The organism is Microbacterium sp. (genome assembly GCF_035554235.1).
GTDB lineage: Bacteria > Actinomycetota > Actinomycetes > Actinomycetales > Microbacteriaceae > Microbacterium.
The window spans coordinates 1-13,273 of sequence record NZ_DATMIO010000218.1; the positions used below are offsets into that span (position 1 = coordinate 1).

At 68.9% G+C, this 13,273-nt stretch carries 15 protein-coding genes; 9 read left to right on the plus strand and 6 right to left on the minus strand.

Annotated elements, in window-relative coordinates:
* The 3 genes from VNT50_RS11360 to leuA form a co-directional block, all read left to right on the plus strand.
* On the plus strand, positions 1-447 hold a 447-nt coding region (locus VNT50_RS11360; RefSeq protein ID WP_325485230.1), incomplete at its 5' end, for a transporter associated domain-containing protein.
* A complete protein-coding gene (gene era / locus VNT50_RS11365) occupies positions 440-1,354 on the plus strand; it encodes a GTPase Era (protein WP_325485231.1) in 915 nt (304 codons plus the stop codon). The genes VNT50_RS11360 and era, both read left to right, overlap by 8 nt.
* 148 nt (positions 1,355-1,502) lie before the next feature.
* Positions 1,503-3,263, plus strand: coding sequence for a 2-isopropylmalate synthase (gene leuA / locus VNT50_RS11370; protein WP_325485232.1), 1,761 nt, complete (start codon positions 1,503-1,505; stop codon positions 3,261-3,263).
* Here the strand turns inward: leuA and VNT50_RS11375 are convergent.
* The 4 genes from VNT50_RS11375 to VNT50_RS11390 are packed head-to-tail and all read right to left on the minus strand — an operon-like array spanning position 3,260 to position 5,761.
* A complete protein-coding gene (locus tag VNT50_RS11375) occupies positions 3,260-3,910 on the minus strand; it encodes a hypothetical protein (protein WP_325485233.1) in 651 nt (216 codons plus the stop codon). The genes leuA and VNT50_RS11375 overlap by 4 nt on opposite strands.
* A 38-nt stretch (positions 3,911-3,948) precedes the next feature.
* On the minus strand, positions 3,949-4,635 hold the full coding sequence (locus VNT50_RS11380) for a trimeric intracellular cation channel family protein (protein WP_325485234.1): 687 nt from the start codon (positions 4,633-4,635) through the stop codon (positions 3,949-3,951).
* A gap of 20 nt (positions 4,636-4,655) precedes the next feature.
* A complete protein-coding gene (locus tag VNT50_RS11385; RefSeq protein WP_325485235.1) occupies positions 4,656-5,294 on the minus strand; it encodes a hypothetical protein in 639 nt (212 codons plus the stop codon).
* On the minus strand, positions 5,291-5,761 hold the full coding sequence (locus VNT50_RS11390) for a MarR family winged helix-turn-helix transcriptional regulator (protein WP_325485236.1): 471 nt from the start codon (positions 5,759-5,761) through the stop codon (positions 5,291-5,293). Before VNT50_RS11390 ends, VNT50_RS11385 begins: the two co-directional genes overlap by 4 nt.
* A 257-nt stretch (positions 5,762-6,018) precedes the next feature.
* On the opposite strand from VNT50_RS11390, the gene recO reads away from it, so the two are divergent.
* Both recO and VNT50_RS11400 read left to right on the plus strand, forming a co-directional pair.
* Complete coding sequence (gene recO, locus VNT50_RS11395; protein ID WP_325485237.1) at positions 6,019-6,747, plus strand: DNA repair protein RecO; 729 nt, start codon at positions 6,019-6,021, stop codon at positions 6,745-6,747.
* Entirely contained in the window at positions 6,744-7,559 is an 816-nt protein-coding gene (locus tag VNT50_RS11400; RefSeq protein ID WP_325485238.1) for an isoprenyl transferase, read from the plus strand. The genes recO and VNT50_RS11400 overlap by 4 nt, the downstream gene beginning before the upstream one ends.
* Here VNT50_RS11400 and VNT50_RS11405 read toward each other — a convergent pair.
* Positions 7,556-8,125 carry a P-loop NTPase family protein gene (locus VNT50_RS11405; RefSeq protein WP_325485239.1) on the minus strand — a complete coding sequence of 190 codons (570 nt, stop codon included), beginning with the start codon at positions 8,123-8,125 and terminating at the stop codon, positions 7,556-7,558. The two genes, VNT50_RS11400 and VNT50_RS11405, sit on opposite strands and share 4 nt — an antisense overlap.
* Before the next feature lie 52 nt (positions 8,126-8,177).
* On the opposite strand from VNT50_RS11405, the gene VNT50_RS11410 reads away from it, so the two are divergent.
* Positions 8,178-8,867, plus strand: a complete 690-nt coding sequence (locus VNT50_RS11410) for a DsbA family oxidoreductase (RefSeq protein ID WP_325485240.1) — start codon at positions 8,178-8,180, stop codon at positions 8,865-8,867.
* A 20-nt stretch (positions 8,868-8,887) separates the two neighbouring features.
* On the opposite strand, the gene VNT50_RS11415 is transcribed toward VNT50_RS11410, so the two are convergent.
* A complete protein-coding gene (locus VNT50_RS11415) occupies positions 8,888-9,388 on the minus strand; it encodes a glutathione peroxidase (RefSeq protein WP_325485241.1) in 501 nt (166 codons plus the stop codon).
* Positions 9,389-9,446: 58 nt separating this feature from the next.
* On the opposite strand from VNT50_RS11415, the gene dusB reads away from it, so the two are divergent.
* From dusB to dnaG, 3 genes are all read left to right on the plus strand, one after another.
* On the plus strand, positions 9,447-10,637 hold the full coding sequence (dusB, locus tag VNT50_RS11420) for a tRNA dihydrouridine synthase DusB (RefSeq protein WP_325485242.1): 1,191 nt from the start codon (positions 9,447-9,449) through the stop codon (positions 10,635-10,637).
* A complete protein-coding gene (locus VNT50_RS11425) occupies positions 10,627-11,964 on the plus strand; it encodes a deoxyguanosinetriphosphate triphosphohydrolase (RefSeq protein WP_325485243.1) in 1,338 nt (445 codons plus the stop codon). The genes dusB and VNT50_RS11425 overlap by 11 nt, the downstream gene beginning before the upstream one ends.
* Positions 11,964-13,273: DNA primase (gene dnaG / locus VNT50_RS11430; protein WP_325485244.1), on the plus strand; the 1,310-nt coding region annotated here is incomplete at its 3' end. The genes VNT50_RS11425 and dnaG, both read left to right, overlap by 1 nt.

Here is a 13,273-nt window from a genome sequence, read left to right on the forward strand (position 1 = left end):
GATCAGCTCGACCAGCGACCAGCCGAACAGGCCGAGGTCGTCATTCTCGCCGGCCCGTTGAGCGGCGGCGAGCGCGGCTTCGTCACGCTGGAGGACCTCATCGAGGAACTCGTGGGCGAGATCGCCGACGAGTACGACCCCCGTTCCGAGGAGGTCGTCGAAATCGACCCCGGCCGGTACCGGGTCAGCGCACGGCTGCCGCTCGACGAGGTCGGCGACCTGTTCGGCATCGAGCTCGAGGACGACGACGTCGATTCGGTCGGCGGCCTGCTCGGCAAGGCGCTGGGCAGGGTGCCGCATCCGGGCGCGACGGTCGAGGTCGAGGGCCTCATCCTGACCGGCGGCGCCGCGCGCGGCCGCGGTCGCGGTCTCGCGACGGTGTTCGTCGAGCGCGGCGAGAGCCTTCTCGCCGCGGAAGAGGCTTTCAAGGGAGACAACCATGGATGATGCGGCGACCGACGACACCAGCCCGCGATGCGGGTTCGCGACCTTCGTCGGACGGCCGAACGTGGGAAAGTCGACGCTCACGAACGCGCTGGTCGGCGAGAAGGTCGCCATCACGAGCGACAAGCCGCAGACCACCCGCCGGGCCATCCGCGGCATCCTGAACCGCCCCGCCGGGCAGCTGATCATCGTCGACACCCCCGGCATCCACAAGCCGCGAACCTTGCTCGGCGAGCGGCTGAACAGCCTCGTCGAACAGGTGCTCGGAGACGTCGACGTCATCGGCTTCTGCGTGCCCGCCAACGAGAAGGTGGGTCCCGGTGACCGGCGGATCGCCGAGTCGCTCGACGGCTACCGACGCACCAAGAAGGTCGCGATCGTCACCAAGACGGATGCCGCCTCGCGCGAGGAGGTCACCGCACGCCTGCTCGAGGTCGACGCGCTCCGCGACGACTGGGACGCCGTCATCCCGCTCTCCGCGCTCACACGCGTGCAGCTGGACGTGCTGACCGACGAGCTGCTCGGGCTCATGCCCATAAGCCCCCCGCTGTACCCCGGCGATGTCGTCACCGATGAGTCCCTCGACGACAGGATCGCCGAGATCATCCGAGAGGCAGCCCTCGAGGGCGTGCGCGACGAGCTCCCGCACTCCATCGCGGTCACGATCGAGGACATCTCGCAGCGCGAGACCGGTTCGATGACCGACATCTTCGCGAACGTCGTGGTCGAACGCGACAGCCAGAAGGCGATCATCATCGGCCACAAGGGGTCACGCCTGCGGGATGTCGGTGCGCGCGCACGCGCGCAGATCGAGCCCCTGCTCGGCACGAAGGTGTTCCTTTCGCTGCGCGTACGCGTGGCGAAGGAGTGGCAGCGCGATCCGAAGCAGCTCGGCCGCCTGGGGTTCTGACCCGGCGCGCGCGGCATCCTGGTACCATCGATGCATGCGCTTCGGCCGACTCCTTCTTAGTCGCCGCGACGAGTCCTCGTTCTAGGGCCTTCCTCGTCGCGGAGCTTGATGTCGGCCCGCCTCATCTGACGAGAGAACGAGCGAACCCATGGACAATTCACAGAAGACCTCCGGCATGCCGATCCATAAGTACCGGCCGTACCACGAGCAGCTGAGGGTCGAGCTTCCCGACCGCACGTGGCCCGGCAACCGCATCACGACAGCGCCGCGCTGGTGCGCCGTCGACCTGCGCGACGGCAATCAGGCCCTGATCGACCCGATGAGCCCCGAGCGCAAGCGCATCATGTTCGACCTCCTGGTGAGCATGGGCTACAAAGAGATCGAGGTCGGATTCCCGTCGGCCAGTCAGACGGACTTCGACTTCGTGCGTCACCTGATCGACGACGACGTCATCCCGGACGACGTCACGATCCAGGTGCTGACGCAGGCCCGCGAGCACCTCATCGAGCGCACCTACGAGTCGATCGCCGGCGCGAAGCGCGCCATCGTGCACCTCTACAACTCGACGAGCGTGCTCCAGCGCGACGTCGTCTTCCGCACCGACAAGCAGGGCATCATCGACATCGCGCTCGACGGCGCGCGCCTGTGCCGCGAGTTCGAGAAGCGCATCCCCGAGACTCAGGTGTTCTACGAGTACTCGCCCGAGAGCTACACCGGCACCGAGCTCGAATTCGCCGTCGACATCTGCAACCAGGTCATCGAGATCTTCGAGCCCACGCCCGAGCGCAAGGTCATCATCAACCTGCCCGCGACGGTCGAGATGGCGACGCCGAACGTGTATGCCGACTCAATCGAGTGGATGTCGCGGCGCCTGGCGCACCGCGAGAACGTCATCCTCTCGCTGCACCCCCACAACGACCGGGGCACCGCGATCGCGGCTGCCGAGCTCGGCTACATGGCCGGCGCGGACCGCATCGAGGGATGCCTCTTCGGCAACGGTGAGCGCACCGGCAACGTCGACCTCGTCGCACTGGGCGTCAACCTGCTGACGCAGGGCATCGACCCCCAGATCGACTTCAGTGACATCGATCAGGTCAAGCGCGCGGCCGAGTACTGCAACCAGCTGCCCGTGCACGAGCGCAGCCCGTGGGCCGGCGACCTCGTCTTCACGGCGTTCAGCGGGTCGCACCAGGATGCCATCAAGAAGGGGTTCGAGGCCATGGATGCGCGGGCCCAGGCCGAGGGCGTCTCGGTCGATGAGCTCGAGTGGGCGGTTCCGTACCTGCCGATCGATCCGAAAGACCTCGGACGCTCGTACGAAGCGGTCATCCGGGTGAACTCCCAGTCGGGCAAGGGCGGCGTCGCGTACCTGCTCAAATCCGACCACGCGCTGGATCTGCCCCGCCGCCTGCAGATCGAGTTCTCGGGCGTCGTGCAGGCAAAGACCGACGCCGAGGGCGGCGAGGTCACGAGCGAGCAGATCTGGTCGATCTTCACCGACGAGTACCTCCCCTCCGCGATCGACGAGCACCGCTGGGGACGCTTCGAGCTGCTCGGCACTCGCACGCAGAGCGACCTCTCGGGCGACGTCGAACTCTCGATCACGCTGCGCGACGGCGAGGAGCGGGCCGAGGCATCCGGTCACGGGAATGGACCCATCGCGGCGTTCCTCGAGATCATCCACCAGCGGGGTTTCGAGGTCTCGCTCTACGACTACGTCGAGCACACGCTGAGCGCGGGCGGCGACGCCCAGGCGGCTGCCTATGTCGAGCTGCAGGTCGACGGTGAGCGCCTGTGGGGCGTCGGCATCGACGGCGACATCTCGACGGCATCCCTCAAGGCGATCGTGTCGTGTGTGAACCGCGCGATCCGCACGCGCGAGGCGACCGCGGCACTGGCCGGCGTCTAGGAAGTGACCTGCGGGCCGGCCTCCACGTCGATGGAGCGCCGGCTCAGCAGGGTTGCGGTCAGGAAGCACAGCGCGCCCAGAAGGGTGCCGAGGTTCGCCCAGAGCGGACTGACGAGGTCGCCGGTGCCGGGGAGCACATAGGCGCCGACGGCCGAGACGCCGAAGAAGACCGAGCCGAGCATGTTCAGCCAGGTGCCGCGCCAGGTGCGCGCCCGGGGATCCCACAGTCCTTCGCGCTCTGTGGTGGCGACCACGGCGAAGGCGCTGGCGACGAGGAAGCAGATCGAGCCGAAGGCATCCGGCCGCCATCCGTCGCCGACCCGGGTATCGGCGTTCATCGCCGTGATCAGAGCCTCAGCGGTGCTGAGGTTGAAGAAGAGCGTGCCGGCGAACTGGACCGCGGCCGCCCACCAGTCCCAGCGGTCGGCCCGGTTCGCCCCACGCCGAGGCGGCCGCCGCCCGCTCAGGACGAGCTGGATCAGCGCCGCGAGCGTGAAGAAGATCGCGCCGACGAAGAACGTGAGGTTCGTGAACACGACACCGACCGCGTCGGCGTAGATCGGCACCGCGCCCAGGGCGAAGAAGACCGAGCCGACGGCGAAGCCCCACGCCTCGCGGCGCAGGCGGACGATGCGGTCGGGCGTCACGTTCCGACAGTACCGGCGGTCCCACACTCCCGCGAAGACTATGGCTTGACGATCGGCAGCGCCCCGGTCTCGGCGGCGACCTTTCGCCGGTAGATCACCCGCTGCTCGGGAAGCGACACGTCGAAGAGCACGGCCAGCACGCGGATGACCGCCGTCACGACGATGCACGCTATCGCCGCCGAGACGATCGGGGCACCCAGAGCGTGCGCAGACGCCAGCACGAGGCATCCGACCCCCGCCGCCACCGCGTACAGCGAGCCGACGTGCATGACCGACACCGGCAGCCCCATGATCACATCGCGCAGCATCGATCCGCCGACCGCGGAGCAGACGCCCACGAAGACGGCGGGCACGAGGGGCATCCCGACGGCGATCGCCTTGCTCGTCCCGAACGCGCCGAACATGCCGATGACGACCGCATCGAGCACCACAATGACCGCATTGAGCCGATGCAGGAGGCCGGCCAGCAGCATCCCGACCAGCGCCGCGCCGGTGGCCGTCAGCAGATACCAGTTGCTCAGCAGTGTGGTCGGCGCGGCGTCGACGAGGATGTCTCGGATGAGGCCGCCGCCCATGCCGACGAGGATGCCGATGATCGCGACGCCCAGCAGGTCGAGGCGCCGCTGCCCCTGGAACCCGGAGGCGAACATCGCACCCTGCAGTCCGCCGAGTCCCACCGCGATGAGGTCGGCCCACAGCGGAATGGTGAAGAGGGGTTCGATCACCGTCTCATTCTGCCCGCGGGTCAGGGGATGTGCGTGCGCACCGCGGACATGAACGCGTCGGAGTCATCCGCCCAGAAGCGCACCGCGTCGATCGTCTCGGCGCCTGTCGGCAGAGACACCTCGACGGGTCTCTCGAGCACGACGAGCAGGTTCGTCTCGTTCTGCATCCTCAGCGCGAGGGTGCGGCCGTGCTCGCCATCCTGGATCTTCGGCGCTTTCTCGACGACCTCCCGCGAGCGGATGACGCGATCGACGACGGACCAGGGAAGATCGATGTCGATCTCTGCGCCGCTGCGCACCCGGATTCCCTCCGGACCGACGGCGTGCGGTCTCGTCAGGAACCCGAACAGCAGCCCGACCATCCACGTCACGCCCCAGATGCCCGCGATCAGGAGCGGGTACCGCACCCATGGCCACGGGTGGGCGATGAGATCGATGATGGGGATCTCGACGGCGGAGAGCGCGATGAAGACGATCATGATCGTGACGACGGGCGCGTGATAGGGGATCGCGGTCGCGCCTGCCGGCACCCGGGGGCGACGGAAGATGAAGCGATACAGGCTCACCCACACCGCCTCCTCCATCTTCCAAGCGCGCCTCGCGAAGTGGCGGGTGCGGGCGGCGAGCGTGGGCCGCGTGGGAGTGGACGTCTCGATCACCGCGGCTGCTCCGGCAGTTCGTCGCGCGCGGCGAGGTGCTCGTCGACGAGCCGGGTGAGCCGCGCGAGCACGTGATCCAGCCCCTCCGCCGTCGCGCGCGCGATGGCGGGGTCGAGGCCCTCGACGAGTGCCGCATCGAGATCATCGTGTTCGCGCGCCATGGTCTCCATGACCGCCATCCCGCGCTCGGTGAGCGTGACCAGCACGGCACGGCGATCCTCCGGATGAGGCCTGCGGTGCACGAAGCCGGTCGCCTCCAGCGCGTCGACGAGCGTGGTCATGTTCCGGGGTGTGACCTCGATCGCATCCGCGAGCTGAATCTGCGTCGACGGCCCGCGGTGGTGCAGCACCCACAGCACGTGCGTGCGTGCGGAGGTGAGCCCGATGCGCCCGAGTTCCCGCTCCTGATCGGCCTGCAGCAGCGCGGTCACGGCGAGGAGCCGGTCAAGAAGGTTGGTCGTCGACATAGTGAATATCATACATTATGTGGATCGAGCCGTTCCGAATCCCCGAGGGTCCGGCTACCGGGGAGTTCAGCCATGGGGTGTGCACAACGGCGGGTCTCGGCCATGACACGCCGCCGGCACCCCCGGATGACCGGTGTTGCGGGCAAGAAGTCCGCTGTTGTGCACGGGCGAGGCACCGACGCGGTCCCGGCGCGCGGGAGTCGCCGACGTACGGCCCGCCGCCGGAGACACCCGGGGCCGCGGATCCATAATGGATCGTGCCCACTTATCGAGACGAAGCCGTCGTGCTGCGCACCCACAAGCTGGGTGAGGCCGACCGCATCGTCACGATGCTCAGCAAGCGGCACGGAAAGGTACGCGCCGTCGCAAAGGGGGTGCGGCGCACGTCATCGCGGTTCGGCGCCCGGCTCGAGCCGTTCATGGTCGTCGACGTCCAGCTGTACATCGGGCGCTCGCTCGACATCGTGCAGCAGGCCGAGTCGCTCGGCTCCTACGGGGCCGACATCGCGGCGCACTACGACCGCTACACGTCCGCGAGCGCGATGGTCGAGACCGCCGACAGGCTCAACGAGGCCGAGGCCACCCCGCAGCAGTACCTCCTGCTCGTCGGCGGACTCCGGGCGCTGTCGCGCGGCGATCACGCCTCGCGCAGCATCCTCGATTCGTACATGCTCCGGGCCATGGCGCTCTCCGGCTGGGCGCCGGGTCTCACGGAGTGCGCCCGCTGCGGAGCCCCGGGTCCCCACCAGTCCTTCGTCGCCCAGCTCGGCGGGCTGGTGTGCGAGAACTGCGCCCCGGCGGGAAGCCCGCGCGTCAGCTCCGACACGGTCCGGCTGCTCGCGTCGCTCATGGAGGGCGACTGGGCGATGGTGGATGCCGCCAGCGCACGAGACGCGGCGGGCGCCTCGGGCCTGATCGCGGCATACGCGCAATGGCACCTCGAGCGCGGCATCCGTTCCCTGTCCCATGTCGAGGGAGCACGGTGAGCCCGAAGCCCTTCACTCACCGCGACGCGGTCCCGTACCGGCCCGTCGATTGGACCGGAATCCACCCGCCGAGCTTCCCCAAGGGGTCGGTTCCCGAGCATGTCGCGATCGTCATGGACGGCAACGGTCGCTGGGCGAATCGCCGGGGCCTGTCGCGCGTCGAGGGACACAAGGCGGGAGAGGCGGCCCTGCTCGACGTCGTCGCGGGCGCGATCCAGGTCGGGGTGAAGCACATCTCGGTGTATGCCTTCTCGACCGAGAACTGGTCACGATCGCCCGACGAAGTGCGCTTTCTGATGGGCTTCAACCGAGACGTGCTGCACCGGCGCCGGGACCAGCTCAACGAGTGGGGCGTCCGCGTCCGCTGGGCAGGGCGCAAGCCGCGCCTGTGGGGCTCGGTGATCAAAGAGCTCGAGTACGCGGAGCAGCTGACGGCCGGGAACGACACCCTCACGCTGACGATGTGCGTCAACTACGGCGGCCGCGTCGAAGTCGTCGATGCGATGCGGGCCATGGCCGAGGACGTCGCGTCGGGGCGCCTCAAGCCCTCCGCCATCACCGAGAAGTCCATCCGACGGCACCTCTACGTGCCCGACATGCCCGATGTCGATCTCTTCGTGCGCTCCAGCGGCGAGCAGCGCACGTCGAACTTCCTGCTGTGGCAGTCGGCGTACGCCGAGTTCGTGTTCCTCGACACGCTGTGGCCCGACTTCTCCCGCACCGACCTGTGGCGGGCGATCGAGCTCTACCTCGACCGGGACCGCCGGTTCGGCGGCGCGGTCGACACGCCGAAAGCTCCCGAGGGCCTCTAGGCGATCGCCCGGGCGGGCCCATGCAGCCACGCGCTGACCTCGCGGGGATGGCGAAGCCTCACCACCTCAAGCCGGGGATAGAGCTTCTCGACCTCGGGCATCCGCGCGGCCCACGTGCGGTGAGTCTTCATCTCCCACCGGATGATGTTCTCATCCGGCGCGGTGAAGAAGCTCCAGAGCGGGGGCTCGATGTTCCCGTTCCAGAGCTCTTGACGGCGGATGCTGCGCGACACCGTTCGGCGCACCAGCCGTGGAAGCGCGATGCGGCGCGGGAGGTCCAGCCAGACCGCCAGTTGCCCTCGGGCCCCGAGCACAGGTCCCGCGCCGGAGCTCCAGTATCCCCACTCCGCGATCCAGCTCTCGCCGGCGGCGAGCTCGCCCAGCGACTCCGAGAACGTCGGCAGCACCGTCCAGCCCGGTCCGTGATACAGACCGTCGAGCTCCGTGTACGGCAGATTCCAGAGCGCGCTGATCCGCCTCGCGAGCGTCGTCTTTCCCGCCCCCGTCACGCCGCAGATCAGCACGCGGCGCGGCGCGAAGGGGAGCGGATCGGCGTGCGACAGCATTCGTCGATGCTATCCGCGGAATACGCCGGCGACGGATGCCGTTGCCGTCAGCGTGACTGAAGCCATCAAGATCGACGTGTGGTCGGACATCGCGTGCCCCTGGTGCTACATCGGCAAACGCAATCTCGAGAACGGCCTGGCCGAGACATCCGCCGACGACGACGCCCCCGCCGTCGAGATCGTGTTCCACTCGTTCGAGCTGTCGCCCGATACGCCGGTGGAATTCGAGGGCGACGAGCTCGATTTCCTTGCCGGCCACAAGGGCATCCCGCGCGAGCGCGTGCGCGAGATGCTCGATAACGTCACGGGCGTGGCGAAGGCCGCGGGCCTCGAGTACCGCTTCGACCTGCTCAAGCACACCAACACGGTCAAGGCGCACGAGCTGCTGCACTTCGCGAAGGCGCACGGGCGTCAGTACGACCTCGAAGAGCGGCTGATGTCGGCGTACTTCACCGAGGGACGCCACCTCGGCCGCATCGACGAACTGGTCGCCCTGGCGGGCGATGTCGGCCTCGACGCGGATGCCGCGCGCACCGCTCTCGAGACGTCGCAGTATCTCGATGCCGTGCACGCCGACCAGCAGCAGGCGGCCGCCTACGGCATCAACGGCGTCCCGTTCTTCGTGATCGACGGCAAGTACGGCGTCAGCGGCGCGCAGCCGCCGGAGGCGTTCGCGCAGATCGCTCGCCAGGTCTGGGCCGAGCGCCGCGAGACCGAGAACGTCGTCGAGCCCGCGGTCTAGCGAGCCCCGCCCAGAGCGGGTCAGGCGGGCAGGTTCGCCTCGATGAGCTCGACGATCGAAGGATCGTTCGGCTTCAGCTTGGGGCGGAAGCGCTTGATGTCGCCGTTCGGAAGCACGAGGAACTTCTCGAAGTTCCACTCGACGCGGCCCGCCTTGCCCTGCTCGTCCCTGGCCTTCTTCAGCGCCTTGAAGAGCGGCGCGGCGCTTCGTCCGTTCACCTTGACCTTGTCGAACACCGGGAACGTGACACCCCAGGTCACCGAGCAGTACTCCAGGATGTCGTCCATCTCGGACAGCTCCTGCAGGAACTGGTTGCTGGGGAACGCGAGCACGTCGAAACCGCGCGGACCATACGTCTTCTTCAGCTCCTCGAGCTGCTCGTACTGAGGGGTGAGCCCGCACTTCGACGCCACGTTCACGACCATGAGGACCTTGCCGTCGTAGTCGGCCAGTGTGGCCTGTCCGCCGTCTGCCGTGGCGAACGGGATGTCGCGGATGTCGATGAGCGTCGCTTCTGTCATACCCACAGGCTAAGCCCGATTCACAGCGGGTCGCCCGTACGTCTGGGAGAATGTCATCGTGACCACCGTCCTCGCCGCCGCGCCCGAGCTCGCGCGCGCCCCGGGACCGCTGCGCATCGGCCGGCTCGACATCGACGTTCCCGTCGTGCTCGCCCCGATGGCCGGGATCACCAACACGGCATTCCGCCGCCTGTGCCGCGAGTACGGGGCCGGGCTCTACGTCTCCGAGATGATCACGTCACGCGCGCTCGTGGAACGCAACGACACGACGATGCGACTCATCCGTCACCACGAGTCCGAGACCCCCCGCTCGATCCAGCTGTACGGCGTCGACCCGAAGACCGTCGCCGAGGCCGTGCGCATCATCGTCGCGGAAGATCACGCAGATCACATCGACCTCAACTTCGGGTGCCCCGTGCCGAAGGTCACCCGCAAGGGCGGTGGTGCCGCGCTGCCGTGGAAGCTCGGCCTCTTCGGCGAGATCGTGCGCGGCGCGGTGGATGCCGCGGGCGATGTGCCCCTCACCGTCAAAATGCGCAAGGGAATCGACACCGACCACATCACGTACCTCGACGCGGGACGCATCGCGGAGGATGCCGGCGTGGCCGCCGTCGCCCTGCACGCCCGCACGGCCGCGGAGTTCTACTCCGGCACCGCGGACTGGTCGGCGATCGCCGCGCTCAAGCGGGCGGTGACGAGCGTCCCGGTGCTCGGCAACGGCGACATCTGGTCGGCCGATGACGCCGTGCGGATGATGGCCGAGACCGGATGCGACGGCGTCGTCGTCGGCCGTGGATGCCTGGGCCGCCCGTGGCTGTTCGGCGAGCTCGCGGCCGCGTTCGGCCCGTCCGCGCCCTCGGCGGCCGGCGCCGTCGTCGATGCCACGCTCGGCTTCGTCGCCGACGCGTTCCGCCGCCACGCCGAGCTGCTCGTCGACTTCTTCGAGGACGAGGGCCGCGGATGCCGCGATATCCGCAAGCACGTCGCGTGGTACTTCAAGGGCTATCCCGTCGGGGGCGACACGCGGGCCGCCCTCGCGACCGCATCGAGCCTCGCCGAGATCGACGACCTGCTCGCAACGCTCGAGCGCGACGCCCCGTACCCGGGGGCTGCCGCGGAGGGCCAGCGCGGCCGCGCCGGAACGCCGAAGCGCCCTGCCCTGCCCGAGGGCTGGCTGGATTCCCGCGATCTCGGCCATGCGGCATCCTGTGAACTCGCCGGAGCGGAACTCGACAACAGTGGCGGCTGACGGCACCGGGGCGGTCGGCGTCGATCCCGGGCGCCCGAGCGGCTACGACGATGTGGATGCCGAGCGCTTCTTCGCCGAGCGGCACCGGTCGGCGCGCGACGACTTCGCACGCGACCGCGCACGTGTGCTGCACTCGGCGGCTCTGCGTCGCCTCGCGGCGAAGACCCAGGTGCTGAGCCCCGCGAGCCCAGCGGATTTCGCCCGCAACCGCCTGACGCATTCGCTCGAGGTGGCCCAGGTCGGCCGTGAGCTCGCGACGCAGCTGCGTCTCTCGCCCGATGTCGTCGACACGGCGTGCCTGAACCACGACCTCGGACACCCTCCGTTCGGTCACAATGGCGAACGCGCGCTCAACGAGTGGGCCGAAGACATCGGCGGCTTCGAGGGCAACGCCCAGACGCTCCGCATCGTCGCGAGGCTCGAGCCGAAGGTGATGGATGCCGATGGCCGCAGCCACGGTCTCAACCTCACGCGCGCCAGCCTCGACGCGACGTGCAAATACCCGTGGACGGCCGATCACCCGCTGCCGGACCCGGGCGGACGCTTGAAGTTCGGGGTGTACCCCGACGATGAGGACGTCTTCCACTGGATGCGCGACGGTGCCCCGGGCCGCGTCCGCTGCATCGAGGCGGAGGTCATGGACCTCTCCGACGACATCGCCTACTCCGTGCACGACTTCGAGGACGCGATGGTGAACGGCTATCTCGACCCCGCCCGGCTCTCGGACCCCGCGGAACACGAAGCGCTCGTCTCGGCGATCCAGGTGTGGGTCGGCTATGACTTCGCGCGGGACGAGCTGGATGACGCCCTCTTCCGGCTCACGCGGATGCCGGAGTGGCTGTCGTCGTTCGACGGGTCGCGTGCCGCCCTCGCGCGGCTGAAGAACCTCACATCCGACTTGATCGGTCGTTTCGCCCGCGCGGCCACGACGGCGACGCAGGAGGCGTACCCTGGCCCGGTGCTGACGCGCTACCGTGCCCACGTGGTCGTCCCTCGCGTTATCGAGGCCGAGATGGCGGTGCTCAAGGGCGTCATCGGGGCGACGGTGGTATCGATCGAGGGTCGGAAGCAGCTCTACAAGGAGCAGCGCCGGGTGCTGCAGCGGCTCGCGGGCGCCCTGTGGGAGACCGGGCCGGATGCCCTTGACGCCGTCTTCCGCGGTGACTTCGCACAGGCACAGACGGATGGCGCGCGCAAGCGGGTCATCGTCGATCAGGTCGCGAGCCTCACCGATCAGGTGGCGCTCGCGTGGCACGGACGCCTCGTCGGCGAGGTGGATGCGGCATCCATCGGCATCTGGGCGCCCCGCGCGCGGGGCCCGCGCTGATGGCGGGACGCATCCGGCAGGCCGATGTCGACGAGGTCAAGGCCCGCACCAACATCGCCGACATCGTGGGGGAGCGCGTCGCCCTCAAGGCCGCCGGCGTCGGCTCGCTGAAGGGCCTCTGCCCGTTCCACGACGAACGCAGCCCGAGCTTCAACGTGCGCCCCGGGGTCGGTTACTACCACTGCTTCGGCTGCGGCGAGTCGGGCGACGTCTACTCCTTCCTGCGCGCGATGGATCATGTGAGCTTCACCGAGGCGGTCGAGCGTCTCGCGGGCCGCATCGGCTACACCCTGCATTACGAGGACGGGGGTGCGGCCCCGGAGACGAGCGGGCGCACCCGGCTCTTCGCCGCGAACACCGCCGCGGCCGAGTACTTCCGTTCCCGGCTCTCCACCCCCGAGGCCGAGACGGGGCGCCGGTTCCTCGGCGATCGGGGATTCGATGCGGGCGCCGCGGCGCACTTCGGCGTCGGCTACGCCCCCAAGGGCTGGGAGTCGATGATGAAGGCCCTCACCGCGCAGGGCTTCACGCGCGACGAGCTCACGGCGGCCGGCCTCGTCTCCCAAGGGCAGCGGGGCCTCTACGACCGTTTTCGCGGGCGTCTCATGTGGCCGATCCGCGACGTCACCGGCCAGATCGTCGGCTTCGGCGCCCGCAAGCTGTTCGATGACGACCAGGGCCCCAAGTACCTCAACACCCCCGAGACGCAGATCTACAAGAAGGCCCAGGTGCTCTACGGGCTCGACCTCGCCAAGAAGGACATCACGCGGGGCGACCCGCGGCGCGTCGTGGTCGTCGAGGGCTACACCGACGTCATGGCCTGCCATCTCGCGGGCGTCACCACCGCGATCGCCACGTGCGGAACCGCCTTCGGCACCGACCACATCACCGTGCTCCGCCGGGTCATGGGGGATGACTCCGGTTCCGGCGAGGTCGTGTTCACCTTCGATCCGGATGCCGCGGGCCAGAAGGCCGCGCTGCGCGCTTTCGCGGAGGAGAAGCGCTTCAACGCCCAGACCTACGTCGCCGTCGCCCCGGACGGCCTCGACCCGTGCGATCTCCGCCTCAAGAAGGGCGACGTCGCGGTGCGCGCACTCATGGACCGGAAGGTCCCCATGTTCGAGTTCGTCATCGACCAGCGCCTCAAGGGGTACGACCTGGCCAGCGTCGAGGGACGCGTCGGTGGACTCCGCTCCGCGGCACCGATCCTCGCCGAGATCCGCGACGCCCTGTTGCGCCCGGGGTACGAACGGGTGCTCGCCCGGCGGCTCGGAATGGACCCCACCGACGTGCATGTCGAGGTCGAGCG